Source organism: Streptomyces sp. ST2-7A (assembly GCF_021390475.1).
Taxonomy (GTDB): domain Bacteria; phylum Actinomycetota; class Actinomycetes; order Streptomycetales; family Streptomycetaceae; genus Streptomyces.
Genome location: NZ_JAJUWS010000013.1, coordinates 96,495 through 118,997, shown reverse-complemented (window position 1 = coordinate 118,997; position 22,503 = coordinate 96,495). Strand labels below are relative to the sequence as shown.

Here is a 22,503-nt window from a genome sequence, read left to right as displayed (position 1 = left end):
CCCGGTCCACTCCCTCCCGGGGAGCGGGCCGGGCCGTCGGCGTTCAGGCGGCGCGCGCCGTGATCAGGGCGACCGCCGAGACGCCCCATCCCGCCACGGGCCGGGGCACGGCCGCCCCGGCGGGGCCGCGCCCGTCCGGCTCCGGGTCGTGGTCGGGGTCGGGGCGTCCCGCCCCGGGGAACGGCGACGGCGTCCGCGTCCCGGTGCCGCCGGCACCCGACCGCACCGCGGGCACCAGCCGCAACGACGCCGGGCCGGCGTGCCGGCGCGCCCCGGCACGGCGGTCGCCGTCCGAGGGGGAGCCGCCCCGCAGGAGACGGAGACCGCCGGCTCGCGGCGGGGGAAACGCGCGGTCGATCGTCACGGGTGGAAACCTCCTCGTCGGCCCCGCCCCCGGGCGCACGGTGACCCCGGCGAACGGAAACGAGTGGAAAACGGATGACGGCGGGCGGGACGGCGGACGGGAAAACCGACGGGAAGCACCCCGGGAAACGGGCGGCCGACGGATGACGGCGCGACAAAGACCGGCAGGACCGACAGCGGCATCACGGGAACCCCGTCCCGCGACGGACACGGTCCGCCCGGCAAGCGCTCAGAAGGTACCGGGGCCGGCGCGCCCGATCCCAATTCTTTTCACCCTTTCGAGTGAGGACGGGCCTTTCGGAATCGTTCGGGAAAGCGATTTCCCGACCTTTCGCCCGTCCGCGTGTTCCGCCGGAACGGCTCCCCGCCACCCGCACGGGTGAGGCGCGGGACCCGGGACCGGAGGGCGTACGGGACCGGTCGGGCCGCCCGCCCCCGGGGGCGGGCGAACCGGTGCGTCCCCCGGTACTAGGCTGACACCATGCGTATCGGGAGTCTCGCCCACGCCGCCGGCGTCACGACCCGCACCGTTCGTTTCTGGGAGCGGGCGGGTCTGCTGCCCGAACCCCCGCGCACCCCGGCCGGGTACCGCGACTACCCCCGGGAGAGCGCCGACCGCGTGATGTTCATCCGCCGGGCGCAGGCCGCCGGTCTGAGCCTGGCCGAGATCCGCGAGGTCCTGTGGCTGCGCGAGGGGCGGGCCGCCCCCGACGGCCGGGCGGAACGGCTGATCGCCGCCCACCTGGACCGCGTCGAGGAGCGGATCGAGGAGTTGAACCGCACCCGGGAGACCCTGCGATCGCTGATCGGCGGCACTCCCGTGGCGGCCGGCGGCGGTGGGCTTTCGACCCCGCGGCCGACGGGGAGCACCGCCGGGGAACCGGTGGCGGGTCGGTGAACGGGGCCCGTGCCGAGCGGGGCACCGCCGGGATCGAGTGCCGCCGGTTCGACATCCCCGGCCCGATGGGCCGGCTCGCCGGTCGGCTGGAGCTGCCCGAGGGACGACCGCCGGTGGCGTACGCGGTCTTCGCCCACTGCTTCACCTGCGGCAAGGACATCCTGGCGGCCGCCCGGGTCTCCCGCGGCCTGGCCCGCCTGGGCTGGGGCGTGCTGCGGTTCGACTTCACCGGCATCGGTGAGTCCGAGGGCGACTTCTCCCGCACCGGCTTCGGCACGATGGTGGAGGACCTGGTGCACGCGGCGGACGCCCTGCGGGAGGACGTCGCCGCACCCGCCCTGTTGGTGGGTCACTCGATGGGCGGGGGCGTGGCGTTGGCCGCGGCGCACCGGATCCCGGAGGTGCGGGCGGTGGCCACCATCGCGGCCCCTGCCGACCCGGCCCACCTGCGCGGACAGCTGCCACCCGGCGCCGAGGAGGAGTTGCGCCGTGCCGGTGAGGCGGAGGTCGTGCTCGCGGGGCGGCCGTTCCGGATGCGGCGCGAGTTCCTGGACGATCTGATCGAGCGCTCGCGCGAGCAGCGCGGGCTGATCGCGGAGCTGGACGCCGCGCTGCTGGTGCTGCACTCCCCGGTGGACTCCGTCGTGGGCGTCGACGAGGCGGGCGAGCTGTTCTCGGCGGCCCGGCATCCCAAGGCGTTCATCGGCCTGGAGGGCGCCGACCACCTGTTGGGCGACGCCGGGGACGCCGCCTGGGTCGCGGAACTGGTGGACGCCTGGGCCCGCCGCTGGGTGGATCGGTAGCGGGCGGGAGCCGGCGCACTCCACGGGGCTTCACCCGGTCGCGGGACCTCACCGGGTCGCGGGCCGTCGCGGCCCCGGTCCCGGCCCGGCCGGTCACCCGCACGACACGACGGGCGACCGGCCGCCACCGGTGATGAACCGGCGCGGGGAGGTTCCCGTCAGAGGAGTGCCCAGAGCAGCAGGGCCACCAACGCGATCGCGGTGAGCAGCAGACCCACCAGGATGCCCATCGGGCCCCGATCGCCACCGGCGGAACCCCGGTCCCGACGCTCCTTCCGATCCCTGCGGTCCGCCCGGTCCCGGTGATTCCTGCGATCCGCCCGGTCCCGGTGATCCGTCTCCCTCATCCGGTCCGTCTGCTCGCGACGGTCGCGGTGCTCGGTCCGCTCCCGGCGCTCGGCACGTCCCGCCTGCTCGCGGTGCTCCCGCTCGTCCCGGCGCTCGGTGGACTCGCGACGGTCGCGGCGGTCCAGATGGTCGCGCTGTTCCCGGTACCGCCGATCGCGGTCGTCCCGCTGCTCACGGTACTCGCGGCGGTCGCGGCGGTCCTCCTCGCGATCACGTCGGGAACCGCCGGGTGATCCGGAGGCGCGGGGTGGGGGTTTGCGGGCCATGGTGGTGCTCCTTCCGGGTGGCCGCGGAGGACGGCCGGGAGGTGAGGGCGGGGGGAGGATCGTTGGGGGCGGTGCGAGTGGGACGAGTGGTGCGATGCGGGGCACGGGGTGGGCCGGGGCCGGCCGGTGATGGCCGGATCCCGCCGTGACCGGTGACCCCGGGGTGAGGCGCGGTGACACCTCGTCGTCGTATCGGGGCGCACTCGGCCCCGGTGTCCCGGGCCCCGCGAACGGCCGGCGGGGTCGGGTCGGCGCGCGTCGATACGCGGCGGTGCGGAAGGGGTGACGGGCCGGGACGCCTCCTCAGCGCAGTGCGGCTCCGGCGGGGGCACGCCGGTCCGCGAGCGGCCGACCCACCGCCCAGCCGATGGTGAGGACGACGCGGCGGACCCCGGGTGCGCGCAGCGGGGTCACCCGCGGTTCGGTGACGTCCGCCCGCATCAGGCAGCCGTCCCCCGGCGCGTGGTGCGCCCGCAGCAGCGGCTCCGGCAGAGCCGCTCCGCCGGAACGGCGGTCGGGACTGCCGGGGCCCGGGCCGCCGGCTCCGGGGCCGGCGCGGCCCGCCGACCAGGAGACCGGACGGTATTCGAGCATGCCGCCGTCCTGCGGGGACGCCGGTGCGTCGAGGAAGAGCGCGAGTGCCAACGGTGGCCCGCCGGGGGCCGGTTCGATCCGGTCCCCGGGGCGGTCCAGGACGCTCAGGGACAGGCGCCGGGCGGGGTCGGGAAGCGGCTCGGCGGCCACGCCGGCTATCGCGGAGACGAGTGCCCCGAGGTCCGGGTCCGAGCCCAGCCGTGCCACCAGCGGGCCGGCGGCGGCCAGGTCGGATCCGGTGAGGACGCTGTCGTACTCCCGGCGGACGAGGCATCGCCGCAGGCCGAGCACCTCCGCGCGCAGGGCGGTGAGCCCCGCCCGGGTGAGGAGCCCGGGCAGACGCAGCCGACCGAGTCGCGCGAACGGGGCGCGCAACTCGGCCGCGCGCTCCGGGAGAGACAACATGCTCCTGCCATACCCATTCGGAACGCCCCGCCAACTGTCCCCGGCGGGAAATCCGGGTCGGTTTCCGGTCGGAAAACATCGCCGGCGTGTTCCCAACCCATCCATGGGAGACGGTGGTTGGGCGGAGCGCGGGCGAGCTCCGGCTCAACCCCGGAGGGCCGGACGGCGTCCCCGGGTACGCGGGGCCGGCCCGACGGTTGTCGGTGCCGCCCCCCATGATGGGGATCACCGCGCCCGGGCGAACCGGGCCGGGAGGGACGGAGTACGGCCGGCGCCGGGCGCCGTCCGAGGAGGTCGGCGATGAGCGGTACGACGACAGCGGGGTCCGACCGGGGCATCCGTTCCGAGGAGGAGCCGGCCGGGCCGGGGGCGGGGAAGCCGGCCGGGCGGCGCCCCGAGGGCGAGCCGGCCCCGTGGCGGGTGCTGCTGGGCCACGTGCGGCCACACCGTCGCGCCCTGGCCCTGGGCGCCCTGCTCTCGCTGATCACCGGGGCCACCGGGCTGGCGCTCCCGCTGGTCGCCAAGTCCCTGATCGAGAACCTCTCCGCCGAGCGGGCGATCACCGGCGCCCTGGTGGCGATGACCGTCCTCGTACTGGCCAACGCGGTGATCGGCTCGCTGGGCGGCTACGTGCTGCAGCGCACCGCCGAGTCGGTGGTGCTGGACTCCCGGCGCACCCTCGTCTCCCACCTGCTGCGGCTGCGGATCGGCGCGGTGGACCGCAGCGAACCGGGCGATCTGCTGGCCCGGGTCACCTCGGACACCACCCTGCTGCGGTCCGTCACCACCGACTCCCTCATCGGCTTCGGCACCGGCGGTCTGACCCTGGTGGCGACGGTGGTGCTGATGGCGGTGGTGGACGCGCCGCTGCTGGGTGTGACCCTGGGCGTGATCGCGCTCGCCGCGCTGGTGATCGGGGTGATCGTGCCGCGCATCCACCGGGCGAGCAAGCGCGCACAGGAATCGGTGGGTGTGATGGGGGCCACCCTGGAGCGCGTGCTGGGCGCGATGCGCACGATCAAGGCGTCGGGTGCCGAAGCCCGTGAGGAACGGGTCGTGCACGAGGCCGCCGAGGCGTCCTGGCGGGAGAGCGTGCACGCCGCCAAGTGGTCGGCCCTCGCGGGGAACACGGCGGGTCTGGCGATCCAGGCCGCGTTCATCACGGTGTTGGCGGTGGGCGGTGCCCGGGTCGCCTCCGGGGCGATCGACGTGGCCACCCTGGTGGCCTTCCTGCTGTACGTGTTCTACCTGATGGCACCGATCCAGCAGTTGGTCGCGGCGGTGACCCGCTACCAGGTGGGCGCGGCGGCGATCGACCGGATCGGCGAGACCCGACGACTGCCGGTCGAACCGGCCCCCGCCCCGACGACATCGGCCGACGGCGCGGGCGACACGAGTGACGGGACCGGGGCCGGCCCCGCCTCGCTCCGCTTCGACGGGGTGCGCTTCCGCTACTCCGAGGAGCTGCCGGAGGTGCACCACGGCATCGACCTCGACATACCCGCGCGCGGGATGACGGCCTTCGTGGGGCCCTCGGGGGCGGGCAAGACCACGCTGTTCTCGCTGATCGAGCGCTTCCACGAGCCGAGCGCGGGACGAATCCTGCTGGACGACACCGACCTGCGGGAATGGGATCTGCACCGGCTGCGGGCCGCCATCGGTTACGTGGAGCAGGACGCCCCGGTGCTCTCCGGCACCCTGCGGGACAACCTGGTGCTGGGCCACCCCGACGCCGGGGAGGAGGAGATCCGCGAGGTGCTGCGCACCGCCCGGCTCGACGCGCTGGTGGCGAGGCTGCCGGAAGGGCTGGAGACCCGGGTGGGCCACCGGGGCACCCGCCTCTCCGGCGGGGAGAGGCAGCGGGTGGCGATCGCCCGGGCGCTGCTGCGCCGGCCGCGCCTGCTGCTGTTGGACGAGGCGACCTCGCAGTTGGACGCGGTGAACGAGGCCGCGCTGCGGGGGACGGTCGCATCCGCCGCCGACACCACCACCGTGCTGGTGGTGGCCCACCGGCTGTCCACCGTGATGGCGGCGGATCGGATCGTGGTCCTGGACGCGGGCCGGGTGCGGGCGGTCGGCACCCACACCGAACTGGTCGCCGGGGACGGCCTCTACGCCGAGTTGGCCGCCACGCAGTTCCTCGACGGCTCGGAGGGCTCCGCCGGCCCGGACACCCCGGAGGCCGGACCCGACAACGGCCCGGCGGCCGGGGCGCCGCCGGTTCCCGATCCCCCGGGCAGCCGGTGACCGGTCCACCGCTCCCGCCCCGCGTGGCGGCGGCGCCGGGGAACGCCGCCGCCACGGGGTTCGGGCAGCGCCGTGATCCCGGGGTGGGGCGGCTGCTCGCCACACCCGCCGCCGCGAAACCCGACGACGCCGCCACGCAGAGCGGCACCGGCGCCGGAGTGGGCACCGCCCGGCCGCACGACGGCCTCGGTGCCGGCGCGCCCGGTCACCGTGGAGCGGGATGAGGGGTCGGCCCGTCGGGTCGCCGATCTCTTCGCGGACGACGGGCGCGTCGAGGTGATAGCCGGGGACCGGCGACTACTCGAACGGCACGCCCCGTTCGATGCCTTCTTCCGCGACGGCGGGGGCGAACGGGACGCCTCGGGGCGGGTCGTCGACCCGCTCGCGCCGGGCGGTCTCCTCGTCATGGACGACTTCACGCCCTCGTCGCGTTGGCCGCCCCTTTTCGGCGGCGAGGTGGACGGACTCCGCCTCCGCCGCCTCACCCATCCGGAGTTGACCGCGACCGAGGTGTTCACCACCCCGGACGCCTCGGCGATCGTCGCGGCCCGGCGCCCCCGGCCCTGACGGGTTCACCGGCTCGGACGCGCCCTCCGGCGTTCGGGGCGGGTCGGCGGTCCGCCGGGGCCGCGAGGAGCTCGGACCCCGGCGGACGACACAGCGTTGGCGTCGGGAGGCCGTCGGTCTCAGGAGACGGCGTTGTCCTCGACCCGGCGGCCGGGCAGGAACTCGTCCATCAGGGCCCGGGTACGGGCCGGCAGCGGCTGATCGGCCCCGAAGAGCTGCGCGTGGTGGGCGGTGAGCCAGTCCGCCGCCCCCTCCAGCCACTCCCGGTTGCCGGTGGCGTGCGCGGCGCGCAGCAGCTCGTTCCACAGCCGCTCGTCGGTCGGCGCGGCGGCCAGCGCCGAGCGGACCGCCAGGTACGCCTGCTCGCCCTTCCCCGCCGCCAGCTGCTCCTCGGCCAGGCCGAGCGCGATACCCGCGACGAGCAGCGGGTACTGCGCGTCGACGATCTCGTGGTCGAGCCAGGCGTACCCGCCCTCCGCGCGCTGCCCGTCCAGCAGCGGGCCGCGGGCCAGGGCGAGGGCGTCGGTGAGCCGGCGGGCGCGTTCGACGGCGCCGGGGCGGCCGGCGTGGTGGTGGAGGGTGCGCAGCACGTCCCAGTCGGAGACGACCCGGGCGGAGAGGGTCAGCCGACCGTCGGGGGCGGTCGCCAGGCGGGGCGTTCCCTCCGCGTCCTCGCCCAGCCATTCGCCGAGTCGGGCGAGGAAGGCGTCGTGGACGTCCTCGGAGACGCCGCGCGGCCACAGCGCCGCCGCCATCACCCGGGGGTGCACGCCGCCCCGGTGCAGCAGGAGCAGGGCGAGCGCCTCGCGCAGCCGGTCCGCGCGCTCGGGCTCCGGCTCGGGGAGACCGGTGACGGTGTAGCCGCCCATGATCTCGGCGTAGACCTCGGGCTTGCCCCGGGAGGTGAGGTCCACGGTGAAGACGGGTCCGGGGGCGTGCCCGGCGGTGCCGGCGGCGGGCGTGCCGCCCGCGCGGTCGTTCCCGTCGGCGCCGTCGCCGGCGGCGAGGCCGGCGAACAGCTCGACGACCGCCGCCCGCCCGGCGGCGGGGAGCAGTTGGGCGGTCAGTTCCAGTCCCATGTCGGGCTCCTTGAGCAGGCCCTCGTCGGTGACCTCGAACTCCCAGGCCAGGCCGGGCAGGTCGGGCCGGTCGGAGGTCACCAGGTAGCCGATGCCCAGGGGCGCGGAGACCGAGGCGAGCGCGCCCAGGCGCTCCGCCTCGTCCTCGGTGGGCTCCACCCCGACGACCACCAGGTGCGGGGCCCAGTGGTGGCGGCGGGAGGGGCCGGTGCGGCCGGTGAGGATGCTGTCCTGTCCGGTGTGACCGAGGTTGGCGTGGCGGAGGTGGGTCTCCGTCTCCATGACCTCCAGCAGGCCGGCGATGTCCTCCAGGTGACGGACCCGGGTGGGGGCCAGGGCGGTCATCTCGGCGCCGAAACCGACCAGGGTCACGGTCATCCGGTCCGACCAGCCGTTGGTGGCCAGTTCCGCGGCGACCGAGCCGAGCACGGCCTCCCGGTCCCGGGGGGCGCCGAGCACGGAGACGATGCCGGGCACGGCCTCCAGGTTCAGCAGCAGACGGATGCCGTCTCGGGTACCGAGGCTGACCAGGCCGGGGTAGGGGGCCTCCGCCGCGGGCTCCGGGTCGCCGGGGCCGACGGGGAGCCGGGAGCGCTCCAGCGTCCAGTAGGTGTCGCTCTGGCCGGACTGCCAGGGGGCCGGCGGGTCACCGGCCGGGTGCGCGAGCTGGAGGTGGAGTTCGTCGGCGCCGAGCCACGCGGCGTACACGGCGGGCAGGGTGCGGCCCTCGGCGTCCAGGCTGTCGGACAGGCCGCGCAGCGCCCGGTCCAGGAAGACGACGGCGCCGGGGTCGGCGCCCGCCAGGAGCGCGTCGCGGGCGTTGGTCGCGGCGGGGGTCACCGGCTCCAGGTCGTCGCCGACGCCCCGGTTCAGCGTGCCCGCGGCGGCCTGCCACAGGGCCTGGCGACGGGCCCGGCCGAGTGCGACGAGGAGGCCGGCCGCCAGCAGCGGGGCGGCCATCAGGGCGTCGGACAGGCCGCGGCCGGAGTCCCCGGGGTCGGCGGTGCCCGCGTCGTCGACCCGTTCGGCGGGGACCACGGCGTGTTCGGTCTCCCCGCCGCCGGCGGGTTCCCCGGCACCGGGGCCGGTCCAGTCGGAGTGGTCGGCCGCGGGATCGGGTACCGGCGAGGGCTGCGGGTCGTCCCCGGCCCCGCCCGGTGCGCCGGCGTCGGCTCCGGCGTCCCCGGCCCCGGTGTCGGCCGCGGTGTCGCCGGTCTCGCGGTAGTCACGGAACTCGTCGGCCTCGTCGTCCGACATCCCGTCCAGGTCGACGGGGGCCTCGACGAGTTCGCCGCCGGTGGCGTCGGCCGGCATCTCCAGGATCCAGCCGGGTCGGATCAGGCTGGCCTCGGTGAGCCGGGAACCGTCGGGCTGGACCCGGTCCCGGTTGAGCTCGTAGATCTCCTTGTAGCGCAGCCCGTCGCCCAGGTGACGCTCGGAGATGCCCCACAGGGTGTCGTGGTGACGGCCCTCGGGGGGCTGGATGCGGTAGTACTTCGTGGCGTCCGCCGCGTCGGCTTCCTCGCCGCCGTCCTGTTGGGGGATGGCCATGGCACGGTCGGCCTCGGTGATGCCGGGGGCGCGCTCGGCGCGTTCCTGTCCGGGGGTCTGCTGGGCCTCGACGACGGCGGCGGGGCCGCCGGGGTGGTGCCGGTCGAGATCGGCGCCGATGGCGCCCGGGCCCGGGGCGAAGCCGGCGGCGGCCGAGCCCAGGAGCAGCAGCGCGCCGACCAGTTGCCGGGCCAGCAGCTGCCCGGGGCCGGCGCCGGGCACCCGGCGGGGCAGGCCCACTCCGGAGAGGGCGGCCCGCATCTCGACGATCACGCAGGCGGTGAACTGCGCCCAGGCGATCCACACCAGGACGCCCAGCACGTTGAGGAAGACCTCGGTACCGATCTCCCGGGTGAGCATCTCCCAGTTCGGGGCGGTGGTGGGCAGCGGCCAGCCGATGAACCACGCCAGGGAGAGGGGCACGCCGACGACCATGACGGCCAGGGCCAGGAAGGCGGCGATCGCCTTCAACCAGTCGCCGGCGGAGCGACCGACCCGCACGTGGACGGGCCGGGGGCCGCTCCCGGTGGAGGTGCTGCGCGCCATGTGGTCTGCTCCCGTGGGTGGGTTCGGTGCCGGGTCGTTTCGGGGGCCGGAGTCGTTTCGGGGGCCGGGGGGCCGGCCGGGGGTCAGGGGGCCGGCGGGGCGCCGGTGTCGGCGTACGCGGTGGCTCTGCCCTCGGTGGTGAGCGTGTTGAAGAGGACGCCCGCGAAGACCGGTCGGTAGGTCACCACGACGTACACGGTCACCGCGTCCTCCGCCTCCCTCTCACAGTTGCGGTGGGCGACGGACGCGCTGGTCAGCCGGATCGCCCCGACGAACTCGGTGACGCGCGCGTCGCAGTTGTCGAAGTTGATGCCGACCGCGGCGCCGGAGCGCAGCGCCTCCTCGTCGAGGTCCTGGGCGGCGTAGCGGGCGGCCTGCTCGGCGATGTCCATGGCGCGTTCGCGCTGGGCGATGGCCATGCCGCCGTCGACGATGAAGGCGGCGAGCCCGAGGACGACGACGGCGAAGAAGACCGTGATGACCGCGCCCGACCCCCGGTCGGCCCGGGCGGTCCCCGGCGCGTCGTTCCGCGCGCCGGCGGAACGGGCCGGGACTCCGGGACCGGCCGGGTCTCGGTGGGCCGGGTGTCGGTGGGCCGGGTGTCGGCGGGCCGGGTGTCGGCGGGCCGGGTGTCGGCGGACGCTCATCCGGACCTCCGGTAGGGGTCGATGGGCGAGGCCGAGGTGCTGGAGACACTGGTCGTGACGGGCAGCCCGAGCATCGCCAGCGCGCGCACCCGGCAACTGACCTCCACGGTGTAGAGCGAGCCCGGTTCGTGGCCCGAGCCGGTCGGGCGCACCCGCACACTGCCGGGCACGCAGATGTCCCCCAACTGGTCGCCGACCACGGAGTTCGAGGCGCTCGCGGCCTCGCCCGTGGTGCGTTCCAGTGAGCCGGCGCGGGCGGCGTCGCGCGCCGCGCCGTCCACGGCGTTGCGTCCCGAGACCATCTGCCCCAGCGCGACGAGCACCAGGACGAAGGTGATCATCAGCGGCGCCAGCAGCACCATCTCCACGGCCGTGACCCCCCGGTCGTCCGACCGGCGGGTCGGCCGGTCCACCGGCTTCCCGCCGGAGGTCACCGGTGTGTTCCCCCGTCGCACGACTCACCCCCCGTCCGGCACGAAGCGTTCGACCGGTCCCTCGGAGACCGCGGTCACTCCCAACGACATGCCGGGCATGATCGTCGGCACGTTCCCGGTGACCGTCACCCGGACCGTGTACTCGGCCGGCCGCTCCACGTCCACCAGCGGACGGCCGTCGAACAGGCCGCGCCCGAGCTGGTCGATGTACTCGTGGGACTTCTCCCTCGCGGAGCCGATCCAGGTACCGGGGTTGGCGTCGGCCTCGGCCCGCGCGGTGCGCGCCCCCGCCTGCGCGGCGGCCTTCGCCACGTGCTCGGCGAAGGAGTAGAGCGCGAACTGCACCGCCGCGAAGATCATGAAGAACATGAGCGGGGTGAGCACCACGAACTCGATCGCGGACGCCCCCCGGTCGTTCCCGGAGCGTCCCACGACCCCGCCCCGGTCGGCGCCGGGGCCCAGTCTGCGCCGCACCCCGGCGATCATCGCTTCGACTCCGCGCACGACCGGGTCAGCAGTTCTGGGTGTCCTGGACGCCCGCGATGCAGTCGCTGACGTCGCTCGCGCGGCCCTGGAGCGCGGACATGATGATCCGGCCGATGCCGGCCACCAGGCCCACCACGATGGCGGCGATGATGACCCACTCGATGGCCGAGGCGCCCCGGTCCAGCTCCCCCGAGCGGACCCGGCGGTACCGGAGCGTCAGGGAGGCCAGCAGGTATCCCACCACGGGGTGGGCGAAACCGGCGGGGCGACCGCCCCGACCGCCCCCGGTGTCGGTGTCGATTCCGGTGTCGGTGTTCGTCATGTCGTTCCGTCGCATATCGATCGTTGTCCTCTCGCAAACCCTCGGTCGGCCCCGACGCGGCGTCAGATGCCGAAGACCCGCATTCCCGCCGGGAACACCAGGAAGATCAGGAAACCCACGCACAGCAGCAGCTGCGCGACCAGCATGGACTGCGACTTCTCCCCCGCGCTCCCCTCGATCTCGGCCAGTTCGCGATTGCGCATGGTCTCGGCGCGCGCCGCCAGGGAGGTGCGCACCTTGGCGCCGTCGTCGGCGACGAGCGCCAGGGAACTCGACAGGTCCCGCAGTTCCTCCACCCCGACCTCTTCGCCGAGGCGCCCGAGGGCCTGCCACTGGCTCAGGCCGGTGATCCGGGCGTCGGACAGGGCGGTGCGGATCCGCACCAGCGCCCAACTGTCGCTCACCTCGGAGGCGGCCTTCAACGCCTCGGGCAGACCCCGGCCCCCGGCCAGGCTCATGGAGACCAGGTCGAGGTAGGCGGCGATCACCCGGCGGAAGTCCTTGCGCCGGGCGACGGCGTCCCGGCGGACCTCCACGTCGGGCAGGAAGAAGAAGCCGAGCGCGCAGACCAGTGCCAGCCACAGCGGGATGAAGGGGCTGCTGCCGAAACCCAGCATCCAGATCACCCCGAACAGGAACGGCCCGAAGAACAGCCCCAGCGCCGCCATGACGACCTTGGTCGCCAGGAACTCCTCCCAGCCGCGTTCCAGCAGCGCCAGGTCGGCGCGGAGCGAACGCTGTTCCCAACCGCGCCTGCGGTACGCCTCGGAGAGCTGCCGGCCGGCGTTGGCCCGCAGTTCGTCCAGCCGGGAGGGGCGGGCCGGTTCGGCCGTGCCGGGGCGGGCGGCGGGGTGGAAGCCCCCGCCGGCTCCCCGGTGACGCAGCGCGTCCACCCGGGCGATCGTGGAGACCGCGCCGCGGCGGGTCGGCACCATGGCGCGGACCAGCACGTACAGGCCGAGGCCGAAGACCGCCCCGACGATCACCGGGCCGGTGATGTCCGTCGTCACGTCCGGGCCCCCCTTCCGTCCCGCCCCTCGCGACGGGGGGTCCCGTCCGAGGGTCGCCATCCGGTTCCGGTGCCGGCGGTATCGCCCGCCGCGCCCGCGCCGGCCCCCGTTCCGGCCCTCGCGCGGGAGCCCCGTCCGGGCAGCCGGCCGAAGCCGGGCAGCGGGGCCTGGTCGGTGCGACGGTCGGCGGCGGGGACGTTCGCCGCCCGTCCGGCGCCCGCGCGTCCGGTCATGAACCGCTCGGGCACCTGGATCTTCGACAGGCTGCGCATCCACCAGAACCCGAGACCGAACAGCAGGCAGACCACGCCCAGCACGGCCTGCCCCAGCGGGTCGCCGTAGGGCTCCACGAAGGAGGGATTGAAGATCGCCAGGCCGAGCGGGAAGAGCACGCTGACGGCGACGACGATCTGCACGCTGCGCCGGGTGGAGGCGCGCTGGGCCATCACCCGCTGTCGCATGTCCACCTCCTCGCGGGCCGAGCGGGCCAGCGCGCCGAGCACCTCGCGCAGACCGGGGCCGCGCAGCCGCGCGTTGAGGATGAGCGAGGCGATGATGATGTCGGCGGAGGAGTCGTCGAGTTCGTCGGCGAACTCCTGGAGCGCGTCGGAGAGCGGCATCCGCGAGCGCAGCCGGTCCACCAGGTTGTTCAGCGGCTCGCGCAGCGCCGGGGCGGCGGCCCGGGCGGAGGCGGGGATGGCCTGTTCGAGGCCGACGGCCCCGGCGATGGTGTCGCGCAGCGACTCCGTCCAGGAGGCGAGCGCCTCGACCCGCCGCATCGCGGCGCGTTCCTCGGCGGCGCCGCCGAAGAGCCGGTCCCAGGTGTAGACGAGCAGGGCGGTGGCCAGGGCGGCGACCGGCCAGCGGGTGAACAGCAGCACCAGCAGGGACAGCAGCGCGGCGATCATGGTGCGCCGCCCCAGGAAGCGGGCGACCTCGGCACGTCGCCGTTCGGCCCGCTCGCGCTCCTCCATGCTCTTGGGCGGGAAGCCGCGCACCGCCGCGACCAGCAGGGCCAGGCCGCCGCCGACCGCCACGCCGGCGGCCAGCGCGGCGAGGAAGCCCGGGTCGAGGAATCCGCTCATCGGCACGACGCGTTCACCCCCACATTCCGTGGTAGCCGTGTTGGGCCAGCTCGTCGGCGCAGGAGATCGCCGCGGCGGCGCGCGGCACGCCGTCGGGCCCCTCGGCGAAGACCTCGCTGGAGAGCACCCGGCCGTCCACGCCGTTGACCTCGCGCACCGAGGTGACCAGGCGGCGCAGGGTGCCGCCGCGCCCGTAGAGGTTGCGGCGCTGGATGAAGACCACGAAGTTGACCGCGCCCGCGATCAGCATCTGGCTGGCCTCGATCGGCAGGCGCTCGGCGGCTTGGAGGGCGTAGGTGGAGATCCGGTTGAAGACCTCCTGCGAGCTGTTGGCGTGGATGGTGGACAGCGAGCCGTCGTTGCCCTGCGACATCGCGTTGAGCATGGTGACGATCTCGTCGCCGAGAACCTCGCCGACGATGACCCGGGAGGGGTTCATGCGCAGCGAGCGGCGGACCAGTTCGGCCATGGAGATCGAGCCCTGGCCCTCGGAGTTGGGCAGGCGTTCCTCGAAGGCCACCACGTTGGGGTGGAGTTCGGCGAACTGGTCGAGCCCCAGCTCCAGCGCGCGCTCGACGGTGACCAGGCGCTCCTCGGCCGGGATCTCGTTGGCCAGGGCGCGCAGCAGGGTGGTCTTCCCGGCGTTGGTGGAGCCGGCGATCATGATGTTCTTGCGGGCCCGTACGGCGGCGGACATGAAGCTGCCGATCTCGGGGGTGACGGTGCCGTTGCCGATCAGGTCGGCGAGGAAGACCTTGCCCAGCCGGGCCCGGCGGATGGACAGCGCGGGTCGGCGGGTGACGTCCATGACGGCGGAGAGCCGGGAACCGTCGGGCAGCCGCAGGTCCAGCTGGGGGTTGGCGGAGTCGAAGGGACGCGAGGACAGGCCGGAGTAGGCGCCCAGGACCTGGATGAGTTCGACGAGTTCCTCGTCGCTCTCGGCGACCGGATCGCCGCGCGACTCCCGGCCGTCGGCGTAGCCGATGAAGACCTGGTCGCAGCCGTTGATGTCGATGTTCTCGATGTCGGGATCGTCCAGGAGGGGTTGCAGCCGTCCGACGCCGAACAGCGCGGCGTGCACGGCGGCGGCGTACGCCTCCTCGGACCGCGCGTCCAGCGGCGGGCGGCCCTGGGAGATCTCCTCGCGGACGTACTCCTCGAGGACCTGCGCGATGACCGCGCGGGCGTAGTGCCGTTCGTCCTCGGGGGTCATCGCCCGTAGGCCGCTCGTCTGGTCGGCGCGGCGCTGCTCGGCGAGCCGGTCGCCGCTCTCCTGGCGGAAGCGCTTGACGAGTTGGTGGTTGACCTCGCTCATCGGCCCGCCCCCGGTTCGACGGGACGGGGACCGGTCGGGCCGGCGGCCGGCGGGTAGCCGTAACCGCCCGCCGGGGCCGCCGGACCGGGCGGGAAGACGGGGTTCGGGCCGGGCGGGGGCGTGCCGGTACCGGGGGGCATCGCGGCGGGGGCACCGGCCGTCGGGCCACCGGGATGGGGCACCGGCGGCCGACCGCCGGGGCCGCCCGCCGGGGTGAGCTCGGCGTGGAAGACGCGGTGCAGGTCGGCGACGACCTTGCGCGCCGAACGGATCAGCAGCGAGCGGTCCAGACGACCACGCCGCCGCCCCGCCAACTGCTCGGCTCCGGCGGGATCGTCGGCGACCAGGCCCACCACCCGGGCGGGGGCGCCCGCCCCGGAGAGCATCTCGTTGACCTCGCCGGCGAGCCGGTGGCCGCGCTGCGGGTCGGCGACCAGCACCACGCCGAGGCGGGGCAGCCCGGTGTGGGCCGGGCCGGTGCGCCCGCCGTGCAGCTTGTTGCCCAGGGCGATGACGCGGTCCCGGGCCCGGGCCAGGTGCTCGGGGGCGGCGCCGGTGACGACCAGCAGGAGCGTGGCGTGCTGGACGAGCGCGGCGGTCGGGGAGTCGGCTCCGAGCCGTCCGCAGTCGGCGATCACGTCGGCGGCGGCCTCGGGGTGGGGGGACCCGGCGAGGTCGGCGAAGGCCCGGCCGAGGGTGCCCCACTGTCCGGTCAGTCCGGCGGCCTGCTCGGAGGTGCCGAGGCCGACGATCACGTCCAGGCCGCCGGCGACCCGCTGCGAGTGATCCCACAGCTGCTCGGCGGCGATGCCGCGACGGGCGGTGGCGGCGAGGGAGAGCAGACCGGTGCCGGGGTCCAGGGGGCCGCCGTCGGCACGGGAGGCACGGTAGACGAGGTCGCCGCCGGCCGGGTCGGTCTCGGCGAGCAGCACCCGTCGCGGCCACAGCGCGGCCAGGGCGACCGCCGCGGTGGTGACGCCGGGCGCCCCCTTGTCCGCGGCCAGTGCGATCAACGCCATCTGTCTTCTGCCCCTCGTGTTTCGGTGCGGGTCGTTCCGTCGTGCCTCCGCCGCCGGTGCCACCCGCCGGGACCGGGTCGGCCGCTCACCCGGCCCGGGCTCCCCCGCCGGCCCCCGGGTCGGGGAGCCCCGGACCGGAGTCGGGGCTCCCGGATCGGACCGGGGTCGGGTGCGGCTCGATCGGTTCGGGCTCGGTTCGGGCTCGGGTGGGGTCGGGTGCGGATCGATCGGTTCGGATCGGGAGGTGCCGGAATCAGGAGGTGCCGGAGGGGACGATGACCAGCGACACGTCCCCGCCCGAGGCGGCCCGGGCCAGGTCCGGCGCCTCGCCGCGGTTCACCCGAAGGGTGACGGCGAGGTTGTTGCGGCCGGCGACGTCGGACTCGCCGAAGATGTTCTCGACCTTCACCCGCTCGGCGATCACCGTCTCACGGGCGGCGGACTCGTCCCCGGTGCGCTCGTCGCCCACCCAGTAGGCGGCCACCGTGTCACCGGCCTTCAGCCCGGAGGGGAACTGCCCGGCGCGCAGCGAGACACCGACGATGACCTCGTCGCTGCCCAGCGTCTCGTCGGTGGTGAGCATCTCGCCGACCAGCAGGGTGCCGGCGACCAGGTCCACCCCCGGCCGGTAGTCGTCGGCCAACATGCCGCGCTGGCCCCAGCGCACGTAGGAGACGGCCTCGTCCTCGGCCACGAGCACCGGCGCCATCGCGGAGTCGGGAATGGGCTGTCCGGCGGGCACCCGCTCGGTGATCTTGATGACCTCGATCCGGTCACCGGCGCGCAGCACCAGCGTGGCGGCACCGAGGGCGCCGATGAGGATCAGCAGGACCGCCAGGGCGGCGAGGGCGGGCTTGCGTTCGCGCGGAGGCGTCGGCAGGCGATCGGCCGGCATCGGTGCCCCCGTCGTGACGGGCCTGTTCGCATGCGCGGCAGCCCGGTCCCGGGTCTTCACGCCACCACCCCCGCGGTCGACTCGCGCCCCGACGGGCGCTTCGGGGTTCGCGGGCACCGGGTCGGGCCCGTGAACCGTGTCTCGGTTGTTCTCGTGTCCTCGTCCCCGGCGGGATCACCCCGCGCGTCCCCGGCGCCCGGTCCCCGACGCGGTCGGTGCCCCGTACGGTCGATCGGTGTCGGAGGTCGCCCACCCGTGCGGCACACCGGACGCGGTCGGTCTCCCGGACGCGGCGGGGGTCGGATTCCCCGATTCCCCTCGTGGCCACCCCTGTCGGGCGGACAGGACGCTCGAACGGTATCAGCCGCCCGAGTGGCGCTACAACGACAGGGCCGTCACACCCGTGCAACAACCATTCACCGCGCGGTGATCGCCCGGCGCCCCCGACGGCCGCGCCGGGACGCCGTGTCCGGCCCGTCCAAAACAGGTTCCGGGAGCACCGGCGTCGACCGGGCGCCGACCGGGGGAGGGCGGGTCGGGATCGCGTCCGGTCCCGCCCTCCCCCGGTCATCCCGGCACCGGCAGACGGACCGTCATCGGTATCCCGTCACCCAGATGGAGGATCCCGCTGCCCGGCTGCGGACGTTCCACCGCCACGCTGCGCGCCAGCTTCGCGCCGATCAACTCGCCGTGTCGGTGCGTCTGCGGGGAGAGCAGCAGGCCGCGGCGGGCCTTCTTGACCTCCGCCTGCCAGCCGCTGAAGCCGCTGCACACATCGGCGGCGTCACCGCCGAGCACCGTGCAGATGCCGCGTTCGCTCCCGCGCACCACCATGGCGCGCAGTTCGTCCTCGGCGTCGCGGGTACGGCGCAGTTCCTCCGCGTCGTCCATCATGAAGACGATCGGCTCGGCGGGTGAGGCGGAGGCCACCGCCGCGGCCACCTCCTCGTTGGTGATCTTGGTGCCGCGCAGCACGGACAGCACGCCCTCCTCACCCTCCAGCGCCTCCAGCGGCGACTGCCGCGGCGTGGAGAGCACCAGGCGGACGCCGTTGCGCAGGAAGGAGCGGGCCATGTGCATCAGCACGGTGCTGCGGCCGGACTTGGCCGGTCCCGCGACGACGAAGGACGGCAGGCCGCCGGCCATGTCGGGGCCGAAAGCCGTCAACTCGTCGCCGCCCACGCCGACCAGCGCCCACAACCGCGACCCGGAGGTCTCCGGGTCGCGCATCCCCCAGGCGTCCGCGAAGGTGAGGTTGGCCGGCAGGACGTCCACCCGGAACGGCCGCCGGGCCCGCGGTACCCCGGCGTCCCGCTCCCGGGCCGCCTCGCCGATGGCGGTCAGCGCCGCCGCCTGCCCCTGACCCGACAGGTCGTCGCCCAGGACCGCGACCTGTGCCTCGCCCCCGGACTGGCCACGGAACATGCGGCCGGCCGGCACCTCCTCGGGGATGTCGCGCGGACGCAGGCCCGCCGCCGAGTAGTCGGTGCGGTCCTGGAGCCGGAAGGTGTACTTGTCCTCGGCGAGGCTGCTGATCCGGCCGGTCAGCACCCGCTGGTCACCGGTGATCACGACGTGCACGCCGACGCTGGCGCCCTCGCGCATGATGAAGAACAGTTGATCGGTCAGGGCGCCGGTGTCGATCTCGCCCAGGGAGGGCAGCCAGCCCTCCCAGCGGTCCACGAACAGCACGATGTGGGGCAGGCGTTCGTCCGGCGGCGCCGCCGCGCGCTGTTCCCCGATGTCGGCGAGGGCGTCCCGGGCCAGCACCTCCTGCCGGCGGGCCACCTCCCCGTCCAGCCGTTGGAGGAGCCGCTTGGCGCGGTCCACCTGGTTGCGGCCGACCACCGCGCCGCAGTGCGGCAGCCGGGTGAGGACGTTCAACGCCCCGTTGCCGCAGTCGAAGGCGTAGAGGTGGACGTCCCGGCAGGAGTGGGTGCCGGCCAGGGTGCCCGCGATGGTGCGCAGCAGCTGGGAACGGCCGGTGCGCGGGGCGCCGGCGACCAGCAGGTGCCCGAAGGACGCGAAGTCGACCGCCAGCGGGCGGCGGCTCTGCCGTTCGGGAACGTCCTCCACCGCGAAGGCGGTGGCGGGCAGCGCGCCGGCGGACGCGGGGGCGGGCAACTCGTCCACGCGGACCGTCTCCGGCAGCGGGTCCAACCACGGGCGGTGCTGCCGGGGGAAGCCCAGGGCGCGGTCCGCCTCGATGACCGCGTCCACCAGGACCCGCAGGTCGGTGTTGGCGTCGTCCTCGGTGCGGGTGCCCTCCGGGCGTCGGAGCGCCTCACGACCCAACGCGTTCCAGTCCAACTCCTTGGACCAGGGCCGGGAGACGGCCGGGTCCACCGCACCCGGCCGCCGACCGCCGACACGGCCGGACTGGAAGGGCACCAACGAGGAGGCGCCCAGCCGCACGTAGGCGCGGCCCGGCGTGGACTTGGCGATCAGGCCCGCGTCGGGGGCGTCGATGACGTCGGTGGACTCGCCGGCGTCGGTGACGCGCAGCGCGATCCGCAGGTTGGTATTGGCGCGGATCTCCGGGGAGACCACCCCGGAGGGCCGCTGGGTGGCCAGCAACAGGTGGATGCCGAGGGACCGCCCGCGCTGGGCGATGTTGACCAGGCCCTTCACGAAGTCCGGCAGTTCGCGGACCATCGAGGCGAACTCGTCGATCACGATGAGCAGGCGGGGCATCGGCCGGTGCCGACCGGGCTCGCGGCGGGCGAGGTCCTGGTGGTCCTCGATGTCCTTGGCGCCGACGGCCGCCAGGATGTGCTCGCGGCGGGTCAACTCGGCGCCCAGCGAGCGCAGCGCCCGCTCCACCAGGTGGTTGTCCAGATCGGTGACCATGCCGACGGTGTGCGGCAGTTGCACACAGTCCTTGAACGCGGACCCGCCCTTGTAGTCGACCAGGACGAAGGTCATGTTCTCGGGCGTGTTCGCGACCGCCAGGGAGGCCACGATGGTCTGGAGCAGCTCGGACTTGCCGGAGCCGGTGGTACCGGCGATCAGTCCGTGCGGGCCGTCCCGGCGCAGGTCCAGGGCGAACGCCCCGTCGTAGGACTCGCCGATGACGGCGGTGGTGGACTGACCGTCGAAGCGCCAGCGGGCGGCGATCGCCTCCGGCGTCGGCGGTTCCAACTCCATGACGTCCAGCAGTCGGCTGGAGGAGGGCAGGCCGGCGCCCTCGACCTCGCCGCTGATGTCCCTCAGCGGTGCCAGGGACCGGGAGATCAGGGCGCACCAGTGGGGGGAGACCAGGTCCGGCAGCACGCCGCGGATCGGATCGGCGCCCTTGCGCTCCACCCGCAGGCGGTCCGGGACGGGCGCCGCGCCCTCACCGGTCCGGCCCCGCGACGGGTCGCCGGCGGCGGGTCGGCCGGTGGCGGGGCGGCCGGTGGCGGGGCGGCCGGGAGCGCCGAAGCCGGGGGCGCCGCCGGGGAACCCGCCGAAGCCACCCTGCGGCAGCCCGGCCCGGAACTGCTCCCACGGGTTGGCCGAGGGGTCGGGCCGGGGCTCGGCCACGGCGACCGCCTGGCACTCGCCGGGCAGGAAGCGCTCCTCCTCGTCCAGGCACAGGGAGTGGATGCCGACCGATGGCCCCTCCTTGAGCAGCCGGATCACACCCGGCAGCGTGCGCATCCGCCGCGAACCGTCGAAGACGATCACGACGTCCGGGTCGGAGAACTCGGCGGTACGGGAGCGGGACTTCTTCGCCGCCTTGAGCCGGCCGTCCAGCAGCCCGGTCAGCTCCGCGAGACGGGCACCGACCGTCTCGGCGTCGGTGCCGATCAGTACGTTGGTGTTGCGCTCGGACTCGGGCCGGGTGTGCGGCAGCCAGCGCACCCACTCCCAGTCGTCCCGGCCGGTGGCGTCGGTGAGCAGATAGAGCTGGACGTCGTTGGGGCTGTGCAGGGCGACGAGTTGACCGACGGCCCAGCGCCCCATGGCCCGCGCCATGCCGCCGGGGGCGGCCAGGCCGACCACGCCGTGCTCGCGCATCGGGATGGTGACCGGCGCGTCGGGGATCTTCCAGGTGACCTCGCGCTTGTGGTCGTCCTGTTCGGGATCGCTGAGGATCACCTCGGAGTCGAGGTCGCAGGTGCCGACCCGCAGCAGCAGGTGGTCGTCGTCGCTGCGCCGGCGCTCCCACAGGCGGGTGCGCGGGCCGGTGGCGGCGTTGAGCACCACGGCCGGGTCGGGGGCGGCGTGCCGGCGGGTGAACCGTTCGGCCGCCAGGGCCTGCTGGGCGTCGCTCTCGACCCGCTCCTTGGTCTCCTCGTACTCCTTGACCCGTTCGGCGTACTTGCGGCGGGCGTTCTTCGTCGACATGAAGTAGTTGGCGAAGAGCATGATCGGCGAGAGCACCGCCATGATCAGGAAGACCCAGCGGCCCAGCAGCAGCGCCAGGGTGACCGCGCCGACCAGGGGCACGAAGGCGAGCACCCACGGCAGCGGGCGCTTGTCCGGCTCGTCCGGCGGCTTGGGGAGGCGGAAGTGGGTGGGGTGCTTGGGCGGGATCAGCCGCGGGGGCCGGTTGTAGTCCAGTCCGCCGCCGTCCTCGGAGGGCCGCAGGGCGGCGTCCGGCGGGAAATAGGGGGCGACCTCCAGCAGGGTGTCGCCGACGGCGAGTTGACCGCCCAACGGCCAGGGGATCCGTTCCACCCCCTCCTCCGGCTCCGCGCCGTCGATCCGGACGGCGGCGTCGCCGTGGACGACGACGGTGCACGAACCCTCGGCGTTGACCCGCAGGGTGAGCGCCCGACCGGCCAGGGTCGGGTCGGCGATCCGCACCGCGGTCCCGGAGGCGGATCCGATGTCGACGCGGCCGACCCCCAGGCGGTGCACGGCGCCGGCCGCCGGCCCGCCGACGACCCGCAGTTCGACGAAGCCGTTGGGTTCGCCGGGCGGGCAGCCGTCGGGGGTGTGCAGGCTGACGACGGTGCCCTCGCGCAAGGGCGACTCGGCCAGCGGGAGTCGGGGGTCCACCGGCGCGCCGTCGACGTAGATCGGCGGTGGGCCGGCGGGCGCCGCGCCGCCTCCCGACCACGGATGCGCCGCACCGCCGGGATGGGAGTGGGCGGGGGGTTGTGCGTACGGGTGGGCCCGGGGCGCGCCCCGGGGTGGGGCGTGCGGAGCGCCGAACGGCGGGAGCGCCCCCGGGTGTCCGGGCACCGGGGAGCCGGAGCCCTGCCGCTGATGCGGTATGCCGGGGGGCCACCCGGCGCCACCGGGGGCGGCGTGCGACCCGGTCCCCGAGGTCGGTGACCATCGACTTCCGGTCAACTCGAGAAGTTCCGGCACCAGATCGCCGACGGCGGTGCCCGGATCGGCGTCGAGCACCGCGTCCGCGCGATGGCCGCCGATGGGGTCCACGACGGTGAGGGTCAGGCGCACGGTGGGTCCTTCCGGGGCGCGGTGGGGAACGGACCCGGGCGGGTCCGCCGGGGGCGCGGGACGGGAAGCGACGGCGGGGCGGACCCGGCGGGACCGGGGTCGGCCCCCGTCGTTGACCCCGGTCCCACCGGGAACGCCCGTTCGGCCGCCGCTCGGCGGGACGCCCGGGTGTTCCCCTCCGTCGTGTCCACTCTCGGGCAACATAGCGGAGTCCCTCAAGGGCGAA

The 22,503-nt window shown here is 75.1% G+C and carries 18 protein-coding genes; 4 read left to right on the top strand and 14 right to left on the bottom strand.

The features are described 5' to 3' along the window. Positions 1–43: 43 nt before the first annotated feature. Positions 44–364, bottom strand: a complete 321-nt coding sequence (locus LZF96_RS10695) for a hypothetical protein (protein ID WP_233869387.1) — start codon at positions 362–364, stop codon at positions 44–46. A gap of 480 nt (positions 365–844) precedes the next feature. On the opposite strand from LZF96_RS10695, the gene LZF96_RS10690 reads away from it, so the two are divergent. Together LZF96_RS10690 and LZF96_RS10685 are read left to right on the top strand one after the other, a co-directional pair. Next, entirely contained in the window at positions 845–1,261 is a 417-nt protein-coding gene (locus tag LZF96_RS10690) for a heavy metal-responsive transcriptional regulator (RefSeq protein WP_233869384.1), read from the top strand. Next, positions 1,258–2,064 carry a S9 family peptidase gene (locus LZF96_RS10685; protein WP_233869381.1) on the top strand — a complete coding sequence of 269 codons (807 nt, stop codon included), beginning with the start codon at positions 1,258–1,260 and terminating at the stop codon, positions 2,062–2,064. Before LZF96_RS10690 ends, LZF96_RS10685 begins: the two co-directional genes overlap by 4 nt. A gap of 158 nt (positions 2,065–2,222) precedes the next feature. On the opposite strand, the gene LZF96_RS10680 is transcribed toward LZF96_RS10685, so the two are convergent. After that, a complete protein-coding gene (locus LZF96_RS10680) occupies positions 2,223–2,678 on the bottom strand; it encodes a hypothetical protein (protein WP_233869378.1) in 456 nt (151 codons plus the stop codon). Between the two features lie 303 nt (positions 2,679–2,981). Further along, positions 2,982–3,677 carry a hypothetical protein gene (locus tag LZF96_RS10675; RefSeq protein ID WP_233869375.1) on the bottom strand — a complete coding sequence of 232 codons (696 nt, stop codon included), beginning with the start codon at positions 3,675–3,677 and terminating at the stop codon, positions 2,982–2,984. Between the two features lie 300 nt (positions 3,678–3,977). Here LZF96_RS10675 and LZF96_RS10670 point away from each other — a divergent pair, with 300 nt between their 5' ends. Both LZF96_RS10670 and LZF96_RS10665 read left to right on the top strand, forming a co-directional pair. Continuing rightward, positions 3,978–5,924 (top strand): ABC transporter ATP-binding protein, encoded by a 1,947-nt coding sequence (locus LZF96_RS10670; RefSeq protein ID WP_233869372.1) that lies wholly within the window; start codon positions 3,978–3,980, stop codon positions 5,922–5,924. 189 nt (positions 5,925–6,113) lie between these two features. Further along, the gene (locus LZF96_RS10665; protein ID WP_308294181.1) at positions 6,114–6,491 is read left to right on the top strand and encodes a transferase; all 378 of its coding nucleotides are present in this window, start codon (positions 6,114–6,116) and stop codon (positions 6,489–6,491) included. Between the two features lie 119 nt (positions 6,492–6,610). Here LZF96_RS10665 and LZF96_RS10660 read toward each other — a convergent pair whose 3' ends face one another. From LZF96_RS10660 to LZF96_RS10610, 11 genes are all read right to left on the bottom strand, one after another. After that, entirely contained in the window at positions 6,611–9,667 is a 3,057-nt protein-coding gene (locus tag LZF96_RS10660) for a BTAD domain-containing putative transcriptional regulator (protein ID WP_233869369.1), read from the bottom strand. 83 nt (positions 9,668–9,750) lie between these two features. Beyond that, positions 9,751–10,314, bottom strand: a complete 564-nt coding sequence (locus LZF96_RS10655) for a TadE/TadG family type IV pilus assembly protein (protein WP_233869366.1) — start codon at positions 10,312–10,314, stop codon at positions 9,751–9,753. Beyond that, positions 10,311–10,748: a TadE/TadG family type IV pilus assembly protein gene (locus LZF96_RS10650; protein WP_233869364.1), complete on the bottom strand. Its 438-nt coding sequence runs from the start codon at positions 10,746–10,748 to the stop codon at positions 10,311–10,313. The genes LZF96_RS10655 and LZF96_RS10650 overlap by 4 nt, the downstream gene beginning before the upstream one ends. A gap of 24 nt (positions 10,749–10,772) precedes the next feature. Next, positions 10,773–11,234 (bottom strand): TadE family protein, encoded by a 462-nt coding sequence (locus LZF96_RS10645; protein WP_267940734.1) that lies wholly within the window; start codon positions 11,232–11,234, stop codon positions 10,773–10,775. Between the two features lie 25 nt (positions 11,235–11,259). Beyond that, positions 11,260–11,571, bottom strand: a complete 312-nt coding sequence (locus LZF96_RS10640; RefSeq protein ID WP_233869358.1) for a Flp family type IVb pilin — start codon at positions 11,569–11,571, stop codon at positions 11,260–11,262. Between the two features lie 47 nt (positions 11,572–11,618). Then, positions 11,619–12,566 (bottom strand): type II secretion system F family protein, encoded by a 948-nt coding sequence (locus LZF96_RS10635; protein WP_233869355.1) that lies wholly within the window; start codon positions 12,564–12,566, stop codon positions 11,619–11,621. After that, on the bottom strand, positions 12,563–13,651 hold the full coding sequence (locus LZF96_RS10630) for a type II secretion system F family protein (protein WP_233869352.1): 1,089 nt from the start codon (positions 13,649–13,651) through the stop codon (positions 12,563–12,565). Before LZF96_RS10630 ends, LZF96_RS10635 begins: the two co-directional genes overlap by 4 nt. Positions 13,652–13,664: 13 nt before the next feature. Further along, positions 13,665–14,966, bottom strand: a complete 1,302-nt coding sequence (locus LZF96_RS10625) for a CpaF family protein (protein ID WP_233869349.1) — start codon at positions 14,964–14,966, stop codon at positions 13,665–13,667. After that, positions 14,963–15,985 (bottom strand): hypothetical protein, encoded by a 1,023-nt coding sequence (locus tag LZF96_RS10620; RefSeq protein ID WP_233869346.1) that lies wholly within the window; start codon positions 15,983–15,985, stop codon positions 14,963–14,965. Before LZF96_RS10620 ends, LZF96_RS10625 begins: the two co-directional genes overlap by 4 nt. A gap of 253 nt (positions 15,986–16,238) precedes the next feature. Beyond that, on the bottom strand, positions 16,239–16,880 hold the full coding sequence (locus tag LZF96_RS10615; RefSeq protein ID WP_233869343.1) for a hypothetical protein: 642 nt from the start codon (positions 16,878–16,880) through the stop codon (positions 16,239–16,241). Between the two features lie 567 nt (positions 16,881–17,447). Further along, a complete protein-coding gene (locus LZF96_RS10610; RefSeq protein WP_233869340.1) occupies positions 17,448–22,277 on the bottom strand; it encodes an FtsK/SpoIIIE domain-containing protein in 4,830 nt (1,609 codons plus the stop codon). Positions 22,278–22,503: the final 226 nt, after the last annotated feature.